Origin of the sequence: Cupriavidus sp. MP-37 (assembly GCF_020618415.1) — a bacterium.
Classification (GTDB): Bacteria; Pseudomonadota; Gammaproteobacteria; order Burkholderiales; family Burkholderiaceae; genus Cupriavidus.
This window is the reverse complement of the sequence record NZ_CP085344.1, coordinates 1468071-1489804: the sequence shown is the minus strand read 5'-3', so window position 1 is coordinate 1489804 and position 21734 is coordinate 1468071. Positions and strand designations below refer to the sequence as shown.

Sequence of the window (21734 nt, the reverse complement as noted above, 5' to 3'; positions counted from 1 at the left end):
CTAGCGAAGCTATCAGTCGTTCTTGGTCTTGATGACCTTGCGACCGCGGTAGTAGCCGTTCGGGCTCACGTGGTGGCGCAGGTGGGTTTCGCCGGTGGTCGGCTCGACTGCCAGCGGCGCGGCCGACAGGTGGTCGTGCGAACGGTGCATGCCGCGCTTGGACGGCGACTTCTTGTTCTGTTGAACAGCCATGATGACTCCTTCGAGAATTTTTCAATATTAACACACGCATCCCGCCCAAGGCGTAGCCGGGGCCCGGCCGGATGCTTCAGATTCACCTGCAAGACCCTGCAGGCCGCGCGCTGGCGGCTTCAGTGCCGGGTCTTCAGGCCGGCCAGCGCCGCGAAGGGCGAAGGCCGCTTTTCTTCCTCAGGCTCAGCTTCGGGCTGGGCCTCGCCGTCCGTTCCGGTCACGAGGCTTTCGTGCACGGTCGGGCAGACGTCATGCTTGGGTGCCACCGGCAATGCCAGCAGCACTTCATCTTCAATCAGTTCCAGCAGCGAGAACCGCTTCGAGCCGGCGATCACGTCGACTTCGTCGTCGTCCATCGGCGCGGCGTCGGCCGCTTCCTCGCTTTCCACCACCTCGAAACGCGTCGCCGTGTCGATTGGCTCGGCATAGGGCGCCAGGCAGCGCTGGCAATCCAGCCACATCCGGCCCTGCACCGTCACGTCGAGGAACAGCCGCTGCGCCACCGGGGCGCCGGGCTCGGCCGCCTCTTCGCGCACGAAGCCGGTGGCCGTATAGGCGAAGGTCTCATCGGGTGCCGAGGCTGGCGCTTGCGCGGCGGTCTCGGCTAAGATGCGCGGCAAATCCCGCACCGCCACGTCGCCGGCCAGGCTTTCACCCTTTCGGCACATGGCGAAGAGGTCAAGCGCGCGCAGGTCGATCGGCTGGGTCATGTGCGTGGCTCCTGTCGCAAATCAATGACGGGTTCGCCACATTCCTTGCCTGACGGACTGCGGGCCGCGCACATTGGCGGCACTGCGCCCGGGTGCGGATGCGGCTAAACGCGCGATTATACGGTGTAAACCTTCCCGAGGTCAAAGGCCTTGCTCCGGAAGCCACACGGCTTCCAGCCCTGATTCCATTACTTATGCCTCCAGACACCCGCCCCCGGCTGATCCTTGGCTCCGGCTCGCCCTACCGCCGCGAACTGCTGGAACGGCTGCGCATCCCCTTCGAAGTCGCGGTGCCGGACATCGACGAAACCCCGCTGGCCGGCGAATCACCCGAGGCCACGGCGCTGCGGCTGTCGCAGCGCAAGGCCGAGGCCATTGCGGCGCGCCACCCCGGCGCGCTGGTGATCGGCTCCGACCAGGTGCTGACGCTGGACGGCGCCCAGATGGGCAAGCCGGGCACGCATGACAACGCCGTGGCCCAACTGCGCCGCATGCGCGGGCGCACCGCCACCTTCCATTCGGCACTGTGCCTGCTGGATTCCCGCACGGGGACCGCACAGCTGGCCGACGTGCAGACCCGGGTGACACTGCGCGACCTGAGCGACGCCGAAATCGAGACCTACCTGCAGCTGGAGCGCCCCTACGACGTGGCCGGCAGCGCCAAATCCGAGGGACTCGGCATCACGCTGCTGGCGCGGGTCGAGTCCGACGATCCCACCGCGCTGGTCGGCCTGCCGCTGATCGCGCTGACCGGCATGCTGCGCCAGGCCGGCTACCCTCTCCTTACCGCATGATCTGCACCCACCGCACCTACCCACGATGAGCGGCACCCTGTACCTGATCCCCAATACCCTCGGCAAGCGCGACAAAGCCGACCCGCTGGCCGACGTAATCCCGGCCGGCGTGCAGCAGGTCGCGGCCGGACTGGACTACCTTGTCGCCGAGAACGCCAAGACCGCGCGCGCCTTCCTGAAGAAGCTGGGCGAAACCACGCCGCTGGCGCGCCCGATCCAGCAGATCGAGATCCAGGAACTGAATGTCAATACGCGCGCCGACGCGCTGGCGGCGCTGCTGGCGCCGCTGCAGGCCGGCCGCGACGGCGGCCTGCTGTCAGAGGCCGGCGTACCGGCAGTGGCCGACCCGGGCGCCGACCTGGTGCGGCTGGCGCATGCGCGCGGCATCCGCGTGCGGCCGCTGGTGGGACCCAGTTCGATCCTGCTGGCGGTGATGGGCTCGGGCCTGAACGGCCAGAGCTTTGCCTTCAACGGCTACCTGCCGGTCGATGCCAGCGAGCGCGCGCAGCGGCTGCGCGAACTGGAACAGCGCTCGCGCAAGGCCAGCCAGACCCAGGTCTTCATCGAAACGCCGTACCGCAACGGCGCGCTGCTGGACGCCATGCGCCAGCACTGTGCCGGCACCACGCTGCTGTCCGTGGCGGTCGACCTGACCCTGCCCGGCGAGACCATCGTCACGCTGCCGCTGTCGGACTGGCGCCCCGAGCGGATCGCGCTGCACAAGCGCCCGGCGATCTTCTCGCTGCTCGCCATATAGGCGAAAGCGCGCAACGCAGGCGGAACGGAAATGACAAAGGGGGCGCCGGCGCCCCCTTTGTCATGGCTGCGCGCGGCAGGCTTCAGCGCATGCCTTGCATGCCGGTGCTCCACAGCATGGTCTTCATCGCCGCCGTGCCCACGGCCGCGCCGAAGCGCTTGGCCACGCGTTCGGCGATGTTCTCCTTGACCGTGTAGTCGACGATGTCCTCGGCCTTGAACAGGTCGCGCGCCACGTATTCGGCACTGCCGAGGCCGTCGGCCAGACCCAGCGCGACGCTGCGCTCGCCCGACCAGAACAGGCCGGAAAACAGCTCCGGGTCGTCCTTGAGCCGGTCGCCGCGGCCTTCCTTGACCACGTCGATGAACTGCTGGTGGATCTGCTTGAGCATCGCCTCGGCAAAGGCCTTCTGCTTCGGCACCTGCGGCGAGAACGGGTCGAGCATGCCCTTGTTGGCACCCGAGGTGTAAAGCCGGCGCTCCACGCCCAGCTTGTCCATCAGCCCGGTAAAGCCGAAGCCGTCCATCAGCACGCCGATCGAGCCGACGATGCTGGCCTTGTCGACATAAATCTTGTCGGCCGCCGCCGCCACGTAATATCCGCCGGAAGCACAGATTTCCTCGACCACCACATAGAGCGGCTTGGATGGGTAGAGGCCGCGCAGGCGGTGGATCTCGTCGTTGATGATGCCTGCCTGCACCGGCGAGCCGCCGGGTGAATTGATCTTCAGGATCACGCCGGCGGCATTGCTGTCGGCAAAGGCCGCCTGCAGCGAGGCATTGATCGCTTCGGCGCTGGCCGGCGTGCCGGCGGCGATTTCGCCTTCGAGCGTGACCATCGCGGTGTGGCGGCCCGAGGCGCTGATGGTGCCGTCGCCCTTGAAGTCGAACACCGCGAACAGGATCAGCGCCAGCAGGCCCAGCGTGACCAGGCGGAAGAAGATGCGCCAGCGCCGCGCCGCGCGCTGTTCGCGCAGCGATGCGGTGAGCACTTTTTCCAGTACGTCGCGCTCCCAGCCTGCGCCCACCTGAGCGCTGCCGGTGGCGCCGGCCAGGCGCGCCTTGCGCTCGCGTGCTTCGCGCCGCGCGGCATCATCGCCGGCGCGGAGTTCGTCTTCGAGCGGAAATTCGGCACGCGCCGCGGTCACCAGGCGCTCGGATTCCGGCACAGGCGCTGCTCCGGCCGGGCCAGTGTCCGCTGCGGGCTTGCGCTGGTCCGGCTGGCCCGGTTCATTCGGCTCGGCCGAAGGCGGTTTCTGTTGTTCTGTCATGCAAATCGCTCGTGGAAATCCATTCAGGCGCCGTCCGAAGGCTCGGCCGCGCGGTAAGGCCCGCGCGGCAGCCAGTAGACCTGGCCATCGCGTTCTTCGACTTCCAGCTTGGCCAGCGCGGCCCCGCGGCAGGGACCGCCAACGCACTCGCCGCTATCCGGCGCGTACACCGCGCCATGAGTGGCGCACATCAAGTATAGGCCCGAGGCATCGAAGAACCGGCCCTCCTGCCAGTCCAACTCCATCGGCACGTGCGCGCACTGGTTCAGGTAGGCATGGGCAACGCCGTCGAAACGCACCACAAAGGCGCCGATCTCGCGCTGGTCGAGCGCGACCGAGAAGCGCACGCCGAGTCCGCCCTCCTGCAATGCATCGGCGGCGCACAACCGCACCGGCGCCTGGCCGGAGGCCGCGTCAGGCATGGGCCAGCAGCCACTCGGTCAGGTCTGCGATCGAACTGGCGCAGTGCACCGGCGCCATCGCGCGCAACGACTCGGCGGGGTGTGCGCCGTAACAGACCCCCAAACCCTTGGCGCCGGCGTTGGCCGCCATCTGCAGGTCATGGGTGGTGTCGCCGATCATCACCGTGCGCTCCACTTCCTGGCCCAGTTCGCGCGTCAGCTCATGAAGCATGGCCGGGTGCGGCTTGGAGAAGGTCTCGTCGGCACAGCGGGTGGCGTCGAACAGCGCCGTCAGGCCGCTGGCCGCGAGCGCGCGCTGCAGGCCGACGCGGGTCTTGCCGGTAGCCACGCCGAGAAAATAGTGTTCCGCGCGCAGGGTTTCGAGCATTTCGCGCACGCCGTCGAACAGCACGAGATCGGCGTCGCGGGTCAGGAAATGGTAGCGGTAGCGCTCGGCCAGCCGCGGATAGTCGGCGGGATCCAGCGTCGGCACCGCATACGACAGCGCGTCCTTCAGTCCCAGCCCGATCACGTGGCTGGCGGCGCTGTCGTCCGGCACCGGCAGGCCCAGGTCCCGGCTGGCGAGCTGGATGCACTTGGCGATGGTCGGGGTCGAGTCCATCAGCGTCCCGTCCCAGTCGAAAACGATCAGGTCAAATTGTTGCCTGGCCATGGAAATCCTTGTGGCGTTTGAGGCAGCGCCCTACTCCGGGGCGTGCAGCTCACGCAATTGTTGCAGGAATCCGACGCATTCGTCGGGCAGGGGCGCCTCCACCGACAGCGGCTCGCCGGTGGCCGGATGGATAAACACCAGCCGGTGCGCGTGCAGGAACATGCGCTTGATGCCGGGCCTGGCGCCGGAACGCGCCAGCGACTTGTTCAGCGTGAAATCGCCGTATTTTTCGTCGCCGACGATTGGAAAACCCGAATGCGCCAGGTGCACGCGGATCTGGTGCGTGCGCCCGGTCTTCAGCTCGGCCTCAAGCAGCGTGAACCCCGGGAAGGCCTCGACCCGGTTGAACACGGTATGCGAGGCCAGCCCGTCGGCCTGGACCCGCACCCGGCGCTCGCCGTCCGGCGTGCTGTACTTATATAGCGGCAGCTTCACGTGCTGGCGCGCGTTCGCGAACTCCCCGGCGACGCAGGCGAAATAACGCTTGTCCATGGTATTGGCGCGAATCTGCTCGTGCAGGTGAACCAGCGCCGAGCGCTTTTTCGCCAGCACCAGGATGCCGGAAGTCTCGCGGTCCAGCCGGTGCACCAGCTCGAGGAACTTGGCCTGCGGCCGCGACCGGCGCAGCTGCTCGATCACCCCGAACGCGACCCCCGAGCCGCCGTGCACGGCAACGCCGGCCGGCTTGTTGATGACCAGCAGGTGGGCATCCTCGAACAACACCGGAAATTCGCCGGCGGGCACCGGAGCCGCGCCGGCCTGGGCCGGGCTCGCCACGCGCATTGGGGGAATGCGGACTACATCGCCCGACTGAAGACGATAGGTGGCATCGATCCGGCCCTTGTTGACGCGCACCTCGCCCGAGCGGAGCACCCGGTAAATGTGGCTCTTGGGCACCCCCTTGGCCACCTTCAACAGGAAGTTGTCGATGCGCTGGCCCTCGGAGCCTTCGTCAATCGTGACATACGCCACCTGTGGGCTGGCCGGCGCAGCTTCGGCAGCCTTTTCAATTTGATGGCGTAACTCATTCATTTTCAATATAATTTCCTCGCTGTTCCGGCTCGTGGCCGGCAGCGCAAGACCTGTGTAAGCGATGGATCTTCGAGTTTTATTCGATTTTTCGCATTCTACACTTGGGGTTGCCGCCAACCCGGTCCGTCTCCCGCAACTTTGCGTGATCCGCAAGCGCCAGACGGATAAATGGCAGCAAAAGCAGCACGCACGGTACCGCCGGCATGCAGGAAGTCGCCCAAAGGTGGCTTCGGCACGGCAGGCGGTGACGTGGGAACTGAGTGTTCAGGTAAAACAGAATTCAAAGGCGGATGCCGCAGCCGGCATCCGCTTCGGTGAGAGAAGTCCCGCCCGCACCGGGAAACGGTGCCGGCCGGCAGGTTGACCTGCCGCCTGACTGGAAGTTACCGGCGCCCGGTCGCAGAACTCCAAGAAGTAGTAGGTGCGCCCGCCAGGAGAAGTCAGGCAGCAACGGCAACCATGCCGTGTCCGAAAAATTTGCTCTTTGACGCGTCTAGGCCTTCCGCGGCCGGCCGCGATGCCGCCGGCGCTGGTTGCGCCGGCGTCCAGCATCGCCTCCGGCACGGGAATGCGCCGGATGTCTGCGCAAGAGCAGCCTCCGGTGTGCTCTCCTGCCCTGCGGTCGTTACCCCGACGTCATCGCTCTCTTTCACCCGCGCCCAGCCGCTCGCATGTCTTGCGCAGCGGCGCTTTCCGGCAATTCTCGCGCCTCGCTCGCTCCCTCGCGTGCTCCATGGATCGCCGCGGACACCGCCAAGACGGTGCCACCCGCGACACTGGAGTGAGGTATTGCGATGAAACGCATGCTGTTCAACGCGACGCAACAGGAGGAATTGCGCGTCGCCATCGTCGATGGTCAGAAACTGATCGATATCGACATCGAGACTGCCGGGCGCGAACAGCGCAAGGGCAATATCTACAAGGGTGTCATCACCCGCATCGAACCTTCGCTGGAAGCCTGCTTCGTCAACTACGGCGAAGAGCGCCACGGCTTCCTGCCGTTCAAGGAAGTCGCCCGCGCCTTCTTCAAGGAAGGCATCGACGTGCGCAACGCACGCATCCAGGATGCCCTGCATGAAGGCCAGGAGCTGATCGTCCAGGTCGAGAAGGAAGAGCGTGGCAACAAGGGCGCGGCCCTGACCACCTTCATCTCGCTGGCCGGCCGCTACCTGGTGCTGATGCCGAACAACCCGCGCGGCGGCGGCGTGTCGCGCCGCATCGAAGGCGAAGACCGCCAGGAACTGCGCGAGACCATGGCGCAGCTGACCGTGCCGGAAGGCATGAGCATCATCGCCCGCACCGCCGGCATCGGCCGCTCGGCCGAGGAACTGCAGTGGGACCTGAACTACCTGCTGCAACTGTGGAAGGCCATCGACGGCGCCGCCGGCGACAACAAGGCGCCGCTGCTGATCTACCTGGAATCCAGCCTGGTGATCCGCGCCATCCGCGACTACTTCCAGCCGGACATCGGCGAGATCCTGATCGACACCGACGAGATCTACGAACAGGCCCGCGCCTTCATGAGCGTGGTGATGCCTGACAACATGAACCGCGTGAAGAAGTACCGCGACGACGTACCGCTGTTCTCGCGCTTCCAGATCGAACACCAGATCGAATCCGCCTACTCGCGCATGGTGATGCTGCCGTCGGGCGGCGCCATCGTGATCGACCACACCGAGGCGCTGGTCTCGGTCGACGTGAACTCGGCGCGCGCCACCAAGGGCGCCGACATCGAGGAAACCGCGCTGCGCACCAACCTCGAGGCCGCCGACGAGATCGCGCGCCAGCTGCGCCTGCGCGACCTGGGCGGCCTGATCGTGATCGACTTCATCGACATGGAGTCGGGCAAGGCGCAAAAGGACGTGGAAACGCGCCTGAAGGACGCGCTGCGCCACGACCGCGCGCGCGTGCAGATGGGCAAGATCAGCCGCTTCGGCCTGATGGAGCTGTCGCGCCAGCGCCTGCGCCCGTCGCTGTCGGAGGGCTCGCACATCACCTGCCCGCGCTGCAACGGCACCGGCCATATCCGCGATACCGAATCGTCCGCCCTGCAGGTGCTGCGCATCATCCAGGAAGAGGCGATGAAGGAAAACACCGCCGCCATCCACTGCCAGGTGCCGGTGGAGGTTGCCGCCTTCCTGCTGAACGAGAAGCGCCAGGAAATCAACTTGATCGAACTGCGCTTCAAGGTCAACGTGCTGCTGATTCCCAACAAGCACCTGGAAACGCCGCACTACAAGCTGGAGCGCCTGCGCCACGACGACCCGCGCCTGGAAGACAGCACCGCCAGCTACAAGATGGCCGAGGCTGCCGCCAAGGAACTGGAAGCCGACACCAGCTACAGCAGCCGCCGCAAGGAAGAAGCCAAGCCGCGCCAGGAAGCCGCGGTCAAGGGCATCACGCCCGAGCAGCCCGCCCCGGTCTCGGTGCCGCGCCCCGAGCGCGCCCCGCGCCCGGAAGCCGCTCCGGTGGCACCGCCCGTGCCGGCCACCAAGCCGGTGGAAGCCGGCGGCTTTATCGCCTGGCTGAAGGGCCTGTTCGGTGCCCGCCCGGCGACCCCGCCGGTGGTCGAGCCGGCCAAGCCGGCTGCCGCCGCGGAAACCCGCGGCGCCGAGGGCCGCCGTGAGCGCGGTCCGCGTGGCGAAGGCCGCGGCCAGCGTGGCGAGCGCGCTGAACGCGGCGAGCGCGGCGAGCGCGGCGAGCGTGGCGAACGCACCGAGCGCGGCGAACGTGGCGAGCGCCAGGGCCGCGGCCAGCGCGGTGAACGTGGCGAGCGCGCCGAGCGTGGCGAACGCCAGGCCGGCGAGCGTGGCGAGCAGCGCGAAGGCCGCGGCGAACGCCAGGGCCGCCAGCCGCGCCAGCCGGGTGAAGGCCAGGCCACGCCGGCCGTGGCGCGCCAGGCCGAGGCCGTTCCGGCCGAGCGCGCCCAGGGCGAACGCGCCGAGGCACGCCAGGAAGGCCGCCGCGACCGCAACCAGGAACGCCGCGAGCGCCAGCGCGAACGCCAGCGCGAGCGCAGCGAACTGCGCGAAGCCGAAGCCGGTGAAGCGCCGCAGCCGGAAGCCATCGCTGCCGCGCAGGCCCTGGGCGTGCTGCCCCAGGCGGTGACCGAAGACACCCAGGCCCGCGTCGAACTGCCGGACGGCGCCGAAGCTGCCGAGACCGCGGAGACCGCCGAGGGCGAGGAACGCCGCCGCCGCAACCGCCGTGGCCGCAACCGCTATCGCCGTGAACGCGACGAGTCGGCGCAAGGCGTGGCGGGTGAAGGCGAAGGCGCAGCCGCCGAAGGCTTCGCCCCGGCCAGCGCCGAAGCCGGCGTGCCGGCCGAGCCCGCGCCGCAAGCGGCCGTGGCCGCGCAAGCCGCAGCCGAACCGGTTGAAGCCATCCGCATCGCGGTGCCGGCAGACGTGACGCCGGCTCCGGTGGCGGAAGCCATCCCGGCGGCCCAGCCGGTGGCGGAGCAAGCTGCCGAAACCGCCGGAACCGCCGCTCCGGTGGCTGCGGCGGTGACCGAGGCCGTTGCTGCCGAAGCCGTCGCCGAGCCTGCCGTCAGCGCGGCGGTCGAGACCGCTGCACCGGTCGTGCCGGCCGCTGCACCGGCCCCGGCACCCGTGCCGGCGCCGGTCGCGGAAACCGCTGCGGTGATCGAGCCTGTCGCCCAGGCACCGGCACCGGCACCGGCGCCTGCACCAGCGCCTGCACCGGCGCCGGTCGCTGCCGCAACGCCGGTTGCGCTCGAAAACCTCGAGCCGATGCTGGCCACCGCCGGCCTGCAATGGGTCCATACCGACAGCGACAAGCTGCGCTCGGCCCAGGAAGCCGCCGCCCGCATCGTGCCGGCCCCGCGCGTGCCGCGCGAGCGCAAGCCGCTGCCGCCGCTGCCCCAGGGTCCGATGATCCTGGTGGAAACCGGCAGCCGCGAAGTGCAGATGGCATCGCAGCAGTAAGCGGCGCCGCTGCGCTGCAGCGCAAGCAAGAAGGGACGGCCTGGCCGTCCCTTTTTTATTGGCAGGACCCGGCGAATCCCCGTCATCACCGGGGGAAGCGGATGCCCCGCCCCCGCCTCGGCTAGAATGGCAGCAGAATGCGTCCGGGCCCCGAGCGTCCCCGTCGCATCGCCTTTTTTGCCTTGCCGCCGGCCGCTCCCCGGACGCCGTGCCCACCCACAGGCCATGACCGAATCCGTCATCCCGATTTTCGACCTGCGCGACCATCGCTACCGTTCGATGACGCCCAGCATTCCCGGCACCCTGATTGCGCCGACCGGCCTGGTGTCCGACCGGCGCGGCCGGCCGCTGCATGACCTGCGCATCTCGGTGACGGACCGCTGCAACTTCCGCTGCGTCTACTGCATGCCGAAGGAAGTGTTCGACAAGGACTACACCTTCCTGCCGCATTCCGAGCTGTTGAGCTTCGAGGAAATCGAGCGCACCGCGCGCCTGTTCGTTGCCCACGGCGTCGAGAAGATCCGCCTGACCGGCGGCGAGCCGCTGTTGCGCAAGAACATCGAGCATCTGGTCGAGATGCTGGCGAAGATCGAAACCGTGTCGGGCAAGCCGCTGGACCTGACCCTCACCACCAACGCCTCGCTGCTGGCGCGCAAGGCGCGCGCGCTGCGCGACGCCGGCCTGACGCGGGTCAGCGTCAGCCTCGACGCGATCGACGATGCCACCTTCCGCCGCATGAATGACGTCGACTTCGCCGTCGCCGACGTGCTGCGCGGCATCGAGGCCGCGCAGGCCGTGGGCCTGGCGCCGATCAAGGTCAACATGGTCGTCAAGCGTGGCACCAACGACCAGGAAATCGTGCCGATGGCGCGCCACTTCCGCCACAGCGGCATCATCCTGCGCTTCATCGAGTTCATGGACGTCGGCGCCAGCAACCACTGGCAGATGGACGAAGTGCTGCCGTCGGCCGAAGTGGTGAAGCGCATCGATGCCGAATTCCCGCTCGAACCGGTGCAGGCCAACTATACGGGCGAAACCGCCGAACGCTGGCGCTACCGCGACGGCGCCGGCGAGATCGGTGTGATCTCCAGCGTCACCCACGCCTTCTGCGGCGACTGCAGCCGCATCCGGCTGTCCACCGAAGGCCGGCTCTACCTGTGCCTGTTCGCCACCGAGGGTTTCGACCTGCGCGCGTTGCTGCGCGGCGGCTACAGCGACCTGGAAATCTCCAACGCGATCGCGCAGGTCTGGCAGGGCCGCACCGACAACTATTCCGAGCAGCGCAGCGACCCGGCAGTGCGCGCCAAGCGCGCCGAGCGCAAGATCGAGATGTCCTATATCGGCGGCTGAAGCCGCCGCACAACCATCCATGATTGCACGCGACGACATCACCGGCCTGATCCTCGCAGGCGGCAGGGGCAGCCGCATGGGCGGCACCGACAAGGGGCTGCAGCCGCTGCACGGCACGCCGATGGCCATGCACACGATGATGCGGCTGACGCCCCAGGTGGGCGGGCTGATGATCAACGCCAACCGCAACCTGGCCGCCTATGAGTCCTTCGGCGTGCCGGTCTACACCGACAGCGTGCCCGACTTCGCCGGTCCGCTCGCCGGCATGCTGGCCGGCCTGGAGCAATGCGCGACGCCCTGGATGGTGACGGCGCCGTGCGATTCGCCGTTCCTGCCGACCGACCTGGTGGCGCGCCTGGCGCAGGCGATCGAGGCCGAAGGCGCCGAGCTGGCGATTCCGGTCACGCTGGACCAGGACGGCCGCCGCCAGACCCAGCCGGTGTTCTGCCTGATGCCGGTCAGTGCGCTCGACAGCCTGGTGGCTTATCTTTCCGGCGGCGGCCGCAAGATCGAGACCTGGGCCGCCGCGCACAAGTTGGCCGAGGTGCTGTTCGACGACGCCGCGGCCTTTGCCAATATCAACACCCTGGACGAACTGCGCGCGCACGAAGCGCGCTGAATCCCTGCCCCAGCCATCGCCCGCCGCCGAGCCGCCATGCCATCCCTGCAATCCGTCATTTCCTGCCTGTCCGACTACGATCCCACGGCGCTGCCGGTGGACCACGCCAACCGCATCATCGGCGAGGTGGTCGAGCCGGTGCGCGGCATCGAGCAGTTGCCGATCCGCAGCGCGCTCGACCGCGTGCTGGCCGAGGACATTGTCTCGACCATCGACGTGCCGGCCCATGACAACTCGGCGATGGACGGCTATGCCTTCCAGGGCGCGGCGCTGGCCGCGGCGCAGACCGCCACGGTCGAGCTCGAGGTGATCGGCAGCGCGCTGGCGGGGGGTGCCGGCGCGCTGGCCCCCACCGCCGTGCAGGCGGTGCGCATCATGACCGGCGCGGTGATGCCGGCCGGCTGCGATACGGTGGTGCCGCAGGAATTTGTCGAAACCGTCGCCGGCGGCGCGCGCATCCGCTTTGCCGCGGACTGCGTCCGTATCGGCGACAACCGGCGCCTGCGCGGCGAGGACCTGGCCCGCGGCCAGGCCGCGCTGCAGGCCGGGCGCATCCTGCAGCCGGCCGACCTGGGCCTGCTGGCGTCGCTGGGCGTGGCCGAGGTACGGGTGCGCAGGCGCCTGCGCGTGGCGTTCTTTTCCACCGGCGACGAACTGCGCTCGATCGGCGAGCCGCTCGACCCCGGCTGCGTCTACGACTCCAACCGCTACACGCTGCACGGCATGCTGCGCCGGATGAACGTCGACCTGCTCGACATGGGCGTGGTGCGCGACCACCCCGAAGCGCTCGAAGCCGCTTTCCGCACCGCGTGCGAAAGCGCCGACGCGGTCATCACCTCGGGCGGGGTCTCGGTCGGCGAGGCTGACTACACCAAGCAGATCATGGCGCGCCTGGGCGATGTCACGTTCTGGAAGATCGCCATGCGACCGGGTCGGCCGATGGCCTTCGGGCGTATCCAGGCCGACGGTGCGGGCGCGCACTCGGCGCTGCTGTTCGGCCTGCCCGGCAACCCGGTGGCGGTGATGGTCACCTTCTACCATTTCGTGCGCGCCGCGCTGCACCGGCTGATGGGCGCGACGGTGCCGCCGCTGCCGCTGCTGCGCGTGCGCAGCGCGCAGGCGATCCGCAAGAAGCCGGGGCGCACCGAGTACCAGCGCGGCATCCTGGCGCGCGCCGGCGACGGCGAGTGGGAAGTGCGCATCACCGGTCAGCAGGGCTCGGGCGTGCTGCGCTCGATGAGCGAGGCCAACTGCTTTATCGTGCTCGGCCACGAGCAGGATTCGGTCAAGGCCGGCGACGCGGTCGAGGTGATGCTGTTCGACGGGCTGGTTTAGCGCCGTTACGGCGGGTCGCGCGCAACCATTCGCTACACGAGCGTAGCAATGTGTCGTTTTTGTGCTGCACATTTGCCGTCGGCGCGCCGTTGTCGCGGGGCTTTCGGCTGCCCCGCGGCCGCCGGGCTATGCTTGGCATCGGCCAATCGCTACACTTGGCGCACGATTCAGAAACATTCGAGTATCCCCCGTCATGAATCAGGAGATTGCGTACCTCCACCCCGTCAAGACCGCCCGCGCGCTGGTGCTGGTCTACCTGTGCTTCTCCCTGCCGATCGTGTCGCTGGGCCTGTTCGTGACCTTCGTCCGCTATGGTGACCTGCCGGCGATCACCGTCTTCAGCGCGATCATCCTCAATGCGCTGATCGGTTTCGGTCTGCTGTGGCTGGCCTGCAAGGCCTACAACTGGGTCGCCGCGCGCTTCGGCGGCATCGAAGTGCACGTGCGCGAACTGTCTCCCGAAGACGACCGCTGAACGGCACCACGCCAGTCCCGGCCTGGCGCCAGCCTGGCCGCCCTTCCCTCTTCCCCCGCATACCTGCCGCGCGGCACGGTCAACCCTGGCTGTTTTCCGCGCTTTCCGGCGCGCCTTCCACCGGCGTGTCCAGACCAAGGCCCAGCAACTGCTGCGCGGCCTCGCCGGGCAGGGCCTCCACCGTGCGCAGCTTGCGCGCCATCTGCCGCGTGCGTACTTCCGCCTGTTCGATATTGCGCGCGGCACGCTCGAGCGTATCGCGGGTCTTGGCCAGCACGTCGCCGAACTTGCCGAATTCGGTCTTGACCGCGCCCAGCACTTCCCACACTTCGCTTGAGCGCTTTTCCAGCGCCAGCGTGCGAAAGCCCATCTGCAGGCTGTTCAGCAGCGCCGTCAGCGTGGTCGGCCCGGCCACGGTCACGCGGTAGTCCCGCTGCAGCTGGTCGGTCAGGCCGGGACGGCGCAGCACCTCGGCGTAAAGCCCTTCGGTGGGCAGGAACAGGATGGCAAAGTCGGTGGTCTGCGGCGGCGCCAGGTATTTTTCGGCAATGGTCTGGGCCTCGCGCCGCAGCGCCAGTTCGAGTTCGCGGCCGAATGCCAGCACGCCGTCCGGATCGCCCCGCTCCTGCGCGTCCACCAGGCGCTCGTACTGCTCCTTGGGAAACTTGGCGTCGACCGGCAGCCACACCGGCGCGTTGTCGGCGCCGGCCGCCTTGCCGGGCAGGCGGATGGCAAACTCCACGCGCGCGCCCGAGTTGCGCACGGTCTCGACGTTCTTGCCGTACTGCTCCGGCGTCAGCATCTGCTCCAGCAGCATTTCCAGCTGGACTTCGCCCCAGGTGCCGCGCGACTTGACGTTGGTCAGCACCTTCTTCAGGTCGCCCACGCCCTGCGCCAGCACCTGCATCTCGCCCAGGCCGCGATGCACCTGCTCGAGGCGGTCCGACACCAGCCGGAACGATTCGCCCAGGCGCTGCTCCAGCGTGGCGTGCAGCTTCTCGTCGACGGTGCGGCGCATTTCCTCCAGCTTGGCGGCGTTGTTGGCTTCGATGTCCTGCAGCTTCTTCTCAAGCGTGGCGCGGACCTCGGCCAGGCGGCGCTCGTTGGCCTCGGACAGTTGCGCCAGCTGCTGCTGCAGCCCGTCGCCGAAGCGGCGCAGCGTGCCGGCCTGCTCGTCGCGCGCCTGCTGGGCCTGCAGCAGCAGCTGCTGGCGCACCTGCTCGAGTTGCTGGGTGTTGCTCTCGGTCAGCTTGGCAAGCTGCTGCGCGAAGGTGTCGATCTGGTTGTTCTGCAGCGTGGCGATGCCGGTCAGCTGCGACGACAGCGCCTGCTGGAAGCGCAGCATCTGCTGCGCCGACTCGCCGCGGCTGCCGCGCGCGGCCTCGGCCACCTCGGTGCGCACCTCGCGCTCGAGCCGCTCCATGCCGCGCGCGTGGTCCTGCCGCATCTCGTCGAGCTGCCGCGCCATGCCGGCCCCGGATGACCCGGCCTGCTGGCGCAGCAACACGATCACCAGCAGCACGACCGCGAGCAGCGCCGCGGCCAGCGTCAGGAACGGGATCAGGGTCATGCGAAAACCTCAGCGGCGATGCGCCATCACTTCAGGGTTGATCACGGTGGGCGGATGGCCGGCCTGCGGGCCCTGGTCGAGCGCCGCGATCAGGTTGTCGGCCGCGAGCATGGCCATGGCGCGGCGGGTTTTCTCGGACGCGCTGGCGATATGCGGCGTCAGTACGACGTTGGGCACCGTCAGCAGGTCCGGATGGACGGCCGGTTCGCCTTCGAACACATCCAGGCCGGCGCCGAAGATGCGCTGGTCGCGCAGCGCCTGCGCCAGCGCGGCGTCGTCGACGATGCCGCCGCGCGCCAGGTTCACCAGCGTCGCGGTCGGCTTCATCAGCGCCAGCTCGGCGGTGCCGATGGTGTGGTGGCTCTGCGGGCCGTACGGCAGCACCAGCAGCAGGTGGTCGGACTGGCGCAGCAGGTCTTCCTTGCTGACATAGCGGGCGTTGAGCGCGCGCTCGGTGTCGGCCGGCAACTGGCTGCGGTTGTGGTACAGCACGTTCATGCCAAACCCGCCGGCGCGCCGCGCCAGCGCCTGGCCGATACGGCCCATGCCGAGGATGCCCAGCGTGCTGCCGTACAGGTCCATGCCGACCAGCATGTCGTAGCTCCAGCGCTGCCACTTGCCGGCGCGCAGGTAGTGCTCGGCCTCGGTGACGCGGCGCGCGGTCGCCATCAGCAGCGCCCAGCCGAAGTCGGCGGTGGTCTCGGTCAGCACGTCCGGCGTATTGGTGGCGACGATGCCCGCGGCGGTCAGCGCCGGCAGGTCCAGGTTGTTGTAGCCGACCGCCATGTTGCACACCGCGCGCAGCGCCGGCAGCCCGGCGATGACGCCGGCGTCGATGCGATCGGCGGCGTTGGCAAGCACGCCGGCCTTGCCTGCCAGCCGCGCCTTCAGCGCCGCGGCGTCGAGCACCGCGTCCTGCTGGTTGTCGTCGACTTCGAAATACTGCGCCAGGTGCGCGATGACTTCGGGATAGATGGCGCGGGTGACCAGGACGGACGGCTTCATGGCATCAGATATGGAAGAAGAGGAAGGTCATGACGACGAACAGCGGCACCAGGAACATGCCCGAATACAGCATGTAGCCGAAGAAGCTCGGCATGCGCACGCCGCGGTTCTCGGCGATGGCCTTGACCATCAGGTTGGGGGCATTGCCAATATAGGTGTTGGCGCCCATGAACACCGCCCCGGCCGAGATCGCGGCCAGCGTCGAGGCATCCCGCGTCATCAGCGTGGCGGGGTCGCCACCGGCGGTATTGAAGAACACCAGGTAGGTCGGCGCGTTGTCGAGGAAGGACGACAGCACGCCGGTCGCCCAGAAATACATGCTGTCGACCGGCTGGCCGTTGGCGTCGCTGACCGCGCGGATCACCCCCGAGAAGGCACCGTCGGTGCCCGCCTTCAGCATGGCGATGACCGGGATGATGGTCAGGAAAATGCCGGCGAACAGCTTGCCGACCTCGAGGATCGGCTCCCAGTTGAATTCATTGCCCGCGCGCGCCGTTTGCGGCGTGACCAGCAGCGACACCACCGCCACCACCACCAGCAGGCCATCGCGCACCGCGGCCTGCAGCGGCACCTCGGTGCCGAGGATGTCGAACGAGATCCCGGGCTTCCACAGCCCGCTCATCAGCACCAGGCTGACCACGGCCAGCAGCAGCACGAAGTTGAACTTGCCTTCGATGGCGATGCCGCCGGAATCCGGGGTGGGATCGACCGACAGTTGCTCTTCCTTGTTGCGGTAGTAGTGCCGGTCGACCAGGTAGAACATCAGCAACAGCGCCGCGCAGATAAACAGCGTCTCCGGGAAGATGTTGCGCAGGGTCCAGAAGAAGTCCACGCCCTTCAGGAAGCCGAGGAACAGCGGCGGGTCCCCCAGCGGCGTCAGCGAGCCGCCGGCGTTGGCCACCAGGAAAATGAAGAACACCACCACGTGCGCCACGTGGCGGCGGTTGTCATTGGCGCGCAGCAGCGGCCGGATCAGCAGCATGGCCGCGCCGGTGGTGCCCATGAAACTGGCCAGAAACGTCCCCAGTGCCAGGATGCCGGTATTGAGCCCCGGCGTGCCGTGCAGGTTGCCGCGCACGCAGATGCCGCCGGCGACGATATAGAGCGTGGTGATCAGCGCGATGAACGGAATGTACTCGGCCAGCAGCGCATGCACGGTGCTGACGGCGGCGGCATGCGCGCCGAACACGAACGCGAACGGCAGCAGGAACAGCAGCCCCCAGCCGGCGGCGATCTTGCCGTAATGGTGGTGCCAGAACTTCGGCCCCAGCAGCGGCCACAGCGCAATCGACAGCAGGATGCCGGCAAAAGGCAGCCCCCACAGCGGCGACAGCGACGCCCCGTCGAGATCGGCGGCATGGCCTGCGGCGGGAAAGGCGGCCAGCATGGCCAGCAGTGGCAACAGCACGGGGGCACGTCGCATCAGGCAGGATCTCCTCGAACAATGCAGCGGTCATGGGCGCGCGCGGCGCGATGCCAAAGCGCGCGGGCAAGCCTGCAAGTGTAATGCAAGGCCCTGCCGCGCTTCCCCCTGCGGCGTGCATTTTCGGATTGCGGCGCACCGGGTTCGCGCCACGCAGATCAGGCCGAGTCGACCAGGATCACGTGCACGCGGTACGGGCCGTGGGCGCCCAGCACGATGGTCTGCTCGATATCGCCCGTGCGCGAGGGCCCGCTGATGATGTTGGTGGCGCGCGGCAGCTCGCCGCGTTCGCTGCGCACCAGCGCAAACGCATCTTCCAGGCCGGCAACGATGCGCGAGCGCGGCACCACGGCCACATGGGTCTCGGGCAACAGCGCGGCCGAGGCGAAGGTAGCGGGACCGGACAGCAGCATCAGCGAGCCGGTCTCGGCAATCGCGCAGAAGCAGCCGGTGATGCCGACCAGGTCGCCATGCTCGCGGTCGGCGACGGCGTCGCGCACCGGCGGCCGGCACTCCACCGCCAGGCCCGCGGCCTGCCACGGCAGCGGGCCGAATTCATCCCAGGTAATCGCGCGGCGCAGCAGGCCCAGGCTGTCGAGATAGCGCACCGTGGCGGCGGGCACGTCGGCCAGGGTCGCGACGCGGTCGACGCTCGAGGCCATGCGCTGCGCCTGTGCCAGGAAGGCCTCGGCCAGGTCGGGCGCGGCGGGCGGACGCGGGCCCTGCGGGTGGCGCGCCAGGTAGTCGGCCACGGCGCCGCGCTCGCCCGCGCTCGGCCGGTCCGGCCTGCCCTGGGCGGCACGGATGCGGGCAAAGATGCGGTCGCGGGCGTCGTTGGTTTCCATGGGACCTGGCTTGGGGTGGCAGTGCGCAAAGGCGCGATGCGGCGATTATAGGGGCGATACAGCGGCACGCCGAACTGAAGCCTGCTACGCGGCGGGCTGTACCGAATACACCTGGCGCAGATAGGCCAGGTAGCCGGGATCGTCGCACATGGTCTTCTCTGGCGTGTCCGACAGCTTGGCCACCGGCTGCCCGTTACAGCGCACCATCTTCAGCACGATCTGCAGCGGCGTGTAGCCCAGGTCGTTGGTCAGGTTGGTGCCGACGCCGAACGCCAGCCGGCAGCGGCCATGAAATCGCTGATACAGCTCGATCACGCGCGGGATGTCGAGGCTGTCGCTGAAGATCAGCGTCTTGGTGCGCGGGTCGACGCGGTTGGCGGCATAGTGGGCGACCATGCGCTCGCCCCACAGCACCGGATCGCCGGAATCGTGGCGCACGCCGTCGAAGAGCTTGCAGAAATACAGGTCGAAGTCGCGCAGGAAGGCGTCGAAGCCGTAGGTGTCCGACAGCGCGATGCCCAGGTCGCCGCGGTATTCGCGCGCCCAGCGCTCCAGCGCAAACACCTGCGAATCGCGCAGCCGCGGCCCCAGCGCCTGGCACGCCTGCAGGTATTCATGCGCCATCGTGCCCAGCGGCACCATATTGTGCAGGCGCGCGAAGTGGACGTTGCTGGTGCCGGCCAGCTGCGGGCCCAGCAGGCGCCGCATGGTCAGCAGCACCTCTTCCTGCCAGTCGCGCGAGAAACGCCGGCGCGTGCCGTAGTCGGCGATCACGCAATCGCCCAGCTCGGGTGTCTTCAGCAGCGCCAGCTTGGCTTCGAGCCGGCGGCGGCCTTCGGCCAGGTCGGGCCGCGGCTGCGTGCGGCGGAAATAGACTTCATTGACGATGGCCAGCACCGGCACTTCGAACAGGATGGTGTGCAGCCACGGGCCGGTGATCGAAATCTCGATCTCGCCGTTGCCCAGCGGCGACGGACGCACCGACACATATTTCTCGTTGAGGTGGAACAGCCCGAGGAAATCGACGAAATCGCTCTTGATGAAGCGCAGGCCGCGCAGGTAGGCCAGCTCTTCCTCGGTGAAGCGCAGCTGGCACAGGTGCGCCACCTCGGCGCGGATCTCATCGATATACGGCGTGAGATCGATGCCCGCGTTGCGGCACTTGAAGCGGTATTCCACTTGCGCCTGCGGGAACTGATGCAGCACCACCTGCATCATCGTGAATTTGTACAGGTCGGTGTCGAGCAGAGACTGGATGATCATAGCGGGCCAGACGGCGATGCCGGGTCAGAACGCCATGCTACCTGAAGTCCGGCCGCAGCCGGCTGGCCGGGTGCTGCCGCGCAGCATGCCGGCGGGCAGACAAAGCCGCCAGCGGGGCCACCATGCGTTTAATCAAAAGTACATAAAGAAATAAGAAAACTATCTGATCCGGCTATATAGACCGGCTATCCTTGCCAGAAGGCTCGGCTACAATATCGGTTTCCGAAAGGCCTCGGCCGGCGCTCGCCCAGCCCATGCTGCCCTGCGGGACGCGGGCACTTCCATGTGATGGATGCGGCGCGTCACGCCGGCAAGAAGCGGCCCCACAGTTTCCCATTAAAAGCCGACCCGTTTTCCTGGAACCGAAATGACTCACGTTGTCACCGAATCCTGCATCCGTTGCCGCTACACAGACTGCGTTGACGTGTGTCCGGTCGATTGTTTCCGCGAAGGCCCCAACTTCCTGGCCATCGACCCGGATGAGTGCATCGACTGCGCCGTGTGCGTGGCCGAATGCCCGGTGAACGCCATTTACGCCGAGGAAGACGTACCGGGCGACCAGCAGCAATTCATCGAACTGAACGCCGAGCTGGCCCGCAACTGGCCCTCCATCACCAAGACCAAGGCCCCGCTGGCCGAGGCCGAGGAGTGGAAGGACGCCACCGACAAGCTGCAGTACCTGGAGCGCTGAGCGCGCCGGGCAGCAAAGAAAGCCGTCCCCACGCGCTTTCCGCAATGCCGGGCACCCGCGTGCCCAACCAACGTATCAGGACGAATATGGACTTGAGCATTCCAAATCCCGTTGCCGACGCGACCAGGCAGGTCGAGGGCGGCAGCCCCGCAGGCGGCCAGCCGCTGGAAATCGACGCGCTGATCGTCGGCGCCGGTCCGGTAGGCCTGTTCCAGGTGTTCGAACTGGGCCTGCTCGAAATCAAGGCCCACGTCATCGATTCCCTGAAGGTCGTTGGCGGCCAATGCGTCGAGCTGTATCCGGACAAGCCCATCTACGACATCCCGGCCGTGCCCAGCTGCACCGGCCAGGAACTGACCGACAACCTGCTCAAGCAGATCGAGCCGTTCGAGCCCACCTTCCACCTGGGCCAGGAAGTTTCCGTGGTCGAGCGCCGTGAAGACGGCCGCTTCTTCGTCGAGACCTCGCTCGGCACGCGCTTCATCACCAAGACCATTTTCATCGCCGCCGGCGTGGGCTCGTTCCAGCCGCGCACGCTGAAGGTCGATGGCATCGACAAGTTCGACGGCAAGCAGCTGTTCTACCGCGTCAAGGATCCGAGCCGCTTCCACGGCCGCAACCTGGTGATCGTCGGCGGCGGCGACTCGGCGCTGGACTGGACCCTGGACCTGGTCGGCAAGGCCGAGTCGGTGGTGATGATCCACCGCCGCGACGGCTTCCGCGCCGCGCCGGCGTCGGTCGCCAAGATGAAGGAACTGTGCGAGCAGATGGAGATGCAGTTCCTGGTCGGCCAGATCAGCGGCTATGAAGAGAAGGACGGCGTGCTCACCGAGATCAAGGTGAGCGGCGCCGACGGCGTGACCCGCCGCCTGCCGCTGGACGACCTGCTGGTGTTCTTCGGGCTGTCGCCCAAGCTGGGTCCGATCGCCGAATGGGGCCTGGACCTCGAGCGCAAGCAGATCAAGGTGGATACCGAGAAATTCCAGACCAACATCCCCGGCATCTTCGCGGTCGGCGATATCAACACCTACCCCGGCAAGAAGAAGCTGATCCTGTCGGGCTTCCACGAGGCCGCGCTGGCCGCGTTCGGTGCTGCTCCGTATATCTTCCCCGAGAAGAAGATCCACATGCAGTACACCACCACCTCGCCGAAGCTGCACAAGGTGCTGGGCGTGGAATCGCCGGTGTTCGATTGATCTCGCCGCCGCTCCCGCAGAAAAAAGCCGCCGCCAGGCGGTTTTTTTCTGGCACAAAGCCGCAACCGTCGCTATAATGCGGCCTCGCTGTTCAGCACGGCGGTCCGAAGCTGGCTACCAGCCCCTTTGCACCGCGTGCCCAGGCAGCAAGCCAGCCTTCCCCGCGCCCTCTCGCAGAACTAGATG

Annotated in this window: 20 protein-coding genes; 9 read left to right on the top strand and 11 right to left on the bottom strand. The window is 67.8% G+C overall.

Annotation, left to right across the window (positions count from 1 at the left end):
* Positions 1-12 precede the first annotated feature (12 nt).
* Positions 13-192, bottom strand: a complete 180-nt coding sequence (rpmF, locus tag LIN44_RS06970; RefSeq protein WP_010814675.1) for a 50S ribosomal protein L32 — start codon at positions 190-192, stop codon at positions 13-15.
* Positions 193-311: 119 nt separating this feature from the next.
* Positions 312-902 (bottom strand): DUF177 domain-containing protein, encoded by a 591-nt coding sequence (locus LIN44_RS06965; protein ID WP_227314096.1) that lies wholly within the window; start codon positions 900-902, stop codon positions 312-314.
* 194 nt (positions 903-1096) lie between these two features.
* Between LIN44_RS06965 and LIN44_RS06960 the strand changes: the two genes are divergently transcribed.
* Both LIN44_RS06960 and LIN44_RS06955 read left to right on the top strand, forming a co-directional pair.
* Entirely contained in the window at positions 1097-1696 is a 600-nt protein-coding gene (locus LIN44_RS06960; protein WP_227314095.1) for a Maf-like protein, read from the top strand.
* A 25-nt stretch (positions 1697-1721) separates the two neighbouring features.
* Complete coding sequence (locus LIN44_RS06955; RefSeq protein WP_227314094.1) at positions 1722-2453, top strand: SAM-dependent methyltransferase; 732 nt, start codon at positions 1722-1724, stop codon at positions 2451-2453.
* Positions 2454-2535: 82 nt separating this feature from the next.
* On the opposite strand, the gene LIN44_RS06950 is transcribed toward LIN44_RS06955, so the two are convergent.
* From LIN44_RS06950 to LIN44_RS06935, 4 genes are read right to left on the bottom strand one after another with little or no spacing between them, the layout of a single operon-like run.
* The gene (locus LIN44_RS06950; protein ID WP_227314093.1) at positions 2536-3723 is read right to left on the bottom strand and encodes a S49 family peptidase; all 1188 of its coding nucleotides are present in this window, start codon (positions 3721-3723) and stop codon (positions 2536-2538) included.
* A gap of 23 nt (positions 3724-3746) precedes the next feature.
* A complete protein-coding gene (locus tag LIN44_RS06945; protein WP_227314092.1) occupies positions 3747-4145 on the bottom strand; it encodes a Rieske 2Fe-2S domain-containing protein in 399 nt (132 codons plus the stop codon).
* Positions 4138-4797, bottom strand: a complete 660-nt coding sequence (locus LIN44_RS06940; protein WP_227314091.1) for an HAD-IA family hydrolase — start codon at positions 4795-4797, stop codon at positions 4138-4140. The genes LIN44_RS06945 and LIN44_RS06940 overlap by 8 nt, the downstream gene beginning before the upstream one ends.
* A gap of 30 nt (positions 4798-4827) precedes the next feature.
* Positions 4828-5829, bottom strand: coding sequence for an RluA family pseudouridine synthase (locus LIN44_RS06935; RefSeq protein ID WP_227314353.1), 1002 nt, complete (start codon positions 5827-5829; stop codon positions 4828-4830).
* 794 nt (positions 5830-6623) lie between these two features.
* Between LIN44_RS06935 and LIN44_RS06930 the strand changes: the two genes are divergently transcribed.
* The 5 genes from LIN44_RS06930 to LIN44_RS06910 all read left to right on the top strand — a co-directional run bounded on the left by LIN44_RS06930 (position 6624) and on the right by LIN44_RS06910 (position 13555).
* Positions 6624-9776: an Rne/Rng family ribonuclease gene (locus tag LIN44_RS06930; protein ID WP_227314090.1), complete on the top strand. Its 3153-nt coding sequence runs from the start codon at positions 6624-6626 to the stop codon at positions 9774-9776.
* 225 nt (positions 9777-10001) lie between these two features.
* Complete coding sequence (gene moaA, locus LIN44_RS06925) at positions 10002-11126, top strand: GTP 3',8-cyclase MoaA (RefSeq protein WP_227314089.1); 1125 nt, start codon at positions 10002-10004, stop codon at positions 11124-11126.
* 19 nt (positions 11127-11145) lie between these two features.
* Positions 11146-11745 carry a molybdenum cofactor guanylyltransferase MobA gene (gene mobA / locus LIN44_RS06920; RefSeq protein WP_227314088.1) on the top strand — a complete coding sequence of 200 codons (600 nt, stop codon included), beginning with the start codon at positions 11146-11148 and terminating at the stop codon, positions 11743-11745.
* 36 nt (positions 11746-11781) lie between these two features.
* Positions 11782-13080 (top strand): gephyrin-like molybdotransferase Glp, encoded by a 1299-nt coding sequence (gene glp / locus LIN44_RS06915; protein ID WP_227314087.1) that lies wholly within the window; start codon positions 11782-11784, stop codon positions 13078-13080.
* A gap of 193 nt (positions 13081-13273) precedes the next feature.
* On the top strand, positions 13274-13555 hold the full coding sequence (locus LIN44_RS06910; protein WP_116337407.1) for a hypothetical protein: 282 nt from the start codon (positions 13274-13276) through the stop codon (positions 13553-13555).
* Between the two features lie 79 nt (positions 13556-13634).
* Here the strand turns inward: LIN44_RS06910 and LIN44_RS06905 are convergent, their stop codons facing one another.
* The 5 genes from LIN44_RS06905 to pncB form a co-directional block, all read right to left on the bottom strand.
* A complete protein-coding gene (locus tag LIN44_RS06905; RefSeq protein WP_227314086.1) occupies positions 13635-15125 on the bottom strand; it encodes a DNA recombination protein RmuC in 1491 nt (496 codons plus the stop codon).
* Between the two features lie 9 nt (positions 15126-15134).
* On the bottom strand, positions 15135-16130 hold the full coding sequence (locus LIN44_RS06900) for a D-glycerate dehydrogenase (protein WP_227314085.1): 996 nt from the start codon (positions 16128-16130) through the stop codon (positions 15135-15137).
* Between the two features lie 4 nt (positions 16131-16134).
* Positions 16135-17553 carry a sodium:proton antiporter gene (locus LIN44_RS06895; RefSeq protein ID WP_227314084.1) on the bottom strand — a complete coding sequence of 473 codons (1419 nt, stop codon included), beginning with the start codon at positions 17551-17553 and terminating at the stop codon, positions 16135-16137.
* Between the two features lie 158 nt (positions 17554-17711).
* Positions 17712-18398 carry a lactate utilization protein C gene (locus LIN44_RS06890; RefSeq protein ID WP_227314083.1) on the bottom strand — a complete coding sequence of 229 codons (687 nt, stop codon included), beginning with the start codon at positions 18396-18398 and terminating at the stop codon, positions 17712-17714.
* A gap of 84 nt (positions 18399-18482) precedes the next feature.
* On the bottom strand, positions 18483-19661 hold the full coding sequence (gene pncB / locus LIN44_RS06885) for a nicotinate phosphoribosyltransferase (protein ID WP_227314082.1): 1179 nt from the start codon (positions 19659-19661) through the stop codon (positions 18483-18485).
* A gap of 367 nt (positions 19662-20028) precedes the next feature.
* On the opposite strand from pncB, the gene fdxA reads away from it, so the two are divergent.
* Together fdxA and LIN44_RS06875 are read left to right on the top strand one after the other, a co-directional pair.
* Entirely contained in the window at positions 20029-20352 is a 324-nt protein-coding gene (gene fdxA, locus LIN44_RS06880; RefSeq protein WP_112773948.1) for a ferredoxin FdxA, read from the top strand.
* A gap of 86 nt (positions 20353-20438) precedes the next feature.
* Entirely contained in the window at positions 20439-21548 is a 1110-nt protein-coding gene (locus tag LIN44_RS06875) for an NAD(P)/FAD-dependent oxidoreductase (protein WP_082819055.1), read from the top strand.
* The last annotated feature ends 186 nt before the right edge of the window (positions 21549-21734 follow it).

Bases quoted from the DNA above. Each gene is read 5' to 3' on its own strand.
- moaA (WP_227314089.1), top strand. From the start codon at position 10,002: ATGACCGAATCCGTCATCCCGATTTTCGACCTGCGCGACCATCGCTAC.
- LIN44_RS06930 (WP_227314090.1), top strand. From the start codon at position 6,624: ATGAAACGCATGCTGTTCAACGCGACGCAACAGGAGGAATTGCGCGTC.
- LIN44_RS06935 (WP_227314353.1), bottom strand. From the start codon at position 5,829: ATGAATGAGTTACGCCATCAAATTGAAAAGGCTGCCGAAGCTGCGCCG.
- fdxA (WP_112773948.1), top strand. From the start codon at position 20,029: ATGACTCACGTTGTCACCGAATCCTGCATCCGTTGCCGCTACACAGAC.
- LIN44_RS06910 (WP_116337407.1), top strand. From the start codon at position 13,274: ATGAATCAGGAGATTGCGTACCTCCACCCCGTCAAGACCGCCCGCGCG.
- glp (WP_227314087.1), top strand. From the start codon at position 11,782: ATGCCATCCCTGCAATCCGTCATTTCCTGCCTGTCCGACTACGATCCC.
- LIN44_RS06960 (WP_227314095.1), top strand. From the start codon at position 1,097: ATGCCTCCAGACACCCGCCCCCGGCTGATCCTTGGCTCCGGCTCGCCC.
- LIN44_RS06890 (WP_227314083.1), bottom strand. From the start codon at position 18,398: ATGGAAACCAACGACGCCCGCGACCGCATCTTTGCCCGCATCCGTGCC.
- LIN44_RS06900 (WP_227314085.1), bottom strand. From the start codon at position 16,130: ATGAAGCCGTCCGTCCTGGTCACCCGCGCCATCTATCCCGAAGTCATC.
- LIN44_RS06940 (WP_227314091.1), bottom strand. From the start codon at position 4,797: ATGGCCAGGCAACAATTTGACCTGATCGTTTTCGACTGGGACGGGACG.
- mobA (WP_227314088.1), top strand. From the start codon at position 11,146: ATGATTGCACGCGACGACATCACCGGCCTGATCCTCGCAGGCGGCAGG.
- LIN44_RS06950 (WP_227314093.1), bottom strand. From the start codon at position 3,723: ATGACAGAACAACAGAAACCGCCTTCGGCCGAGCCGAATGAACCGGGC.
- pncB (WP_227314082.1), bottom strand. From the start codon at position 19,661: ATGATCATCCAGTCTCTGCTCGACACCGACCTGTACAAATTCACGATG.
- LIN44_RS06905 (WP_227314086.1), bottom strand. From the start codon at position 15,125: ATGACCCTGATCCCGTTCCTGACGCTGGCCGCGGCGCTGCTCGCGGTC.
- LIN44_RS06945 (WP_227314092.1), bottom strand. From the start codon at position 4,145: ATGCCTGACGCGGCCTCCGGCCAGGCGCCGGTGCGGTTGTGCGCCGCC.
- rpmF (WP_010814675.1), bottom strand. From the start codon at position 192: ATGGCTGTTCAACAGAACAAGAAGTCGCCGTCCAAGCGCGGCATGCAC.
- LIN44_RS06875 (WP_082819055.1), top strand. From the start codon at position 20,439: ATGGACTTGAGCATTCCAAATCCCGTTGCCGACGCGACCAGGCAGGTC.
- LIN44_RS06955 (WP_227314094.1), top strand. From the start codon at position 1,722: ATGAGCGGCACCCTGTACCTGATCCCCAATACCCTCGGCAAGCGCGAC.
- LIN44_RS06895 (WP_227314084.1), bottom strand. From the start codon at position 17,553: ATGCGACGTGCCCCCGTGCTGTTGCCACTGCTGGCCATGCTGGCCGCC.
- LIN44_RS06965 (WP_227314096.1), bottom strand. From the start codon at position 902: ATGACCCAGCCGATCGACCTGCGCGCGCTTGACCTCTTCGCCATGTGC.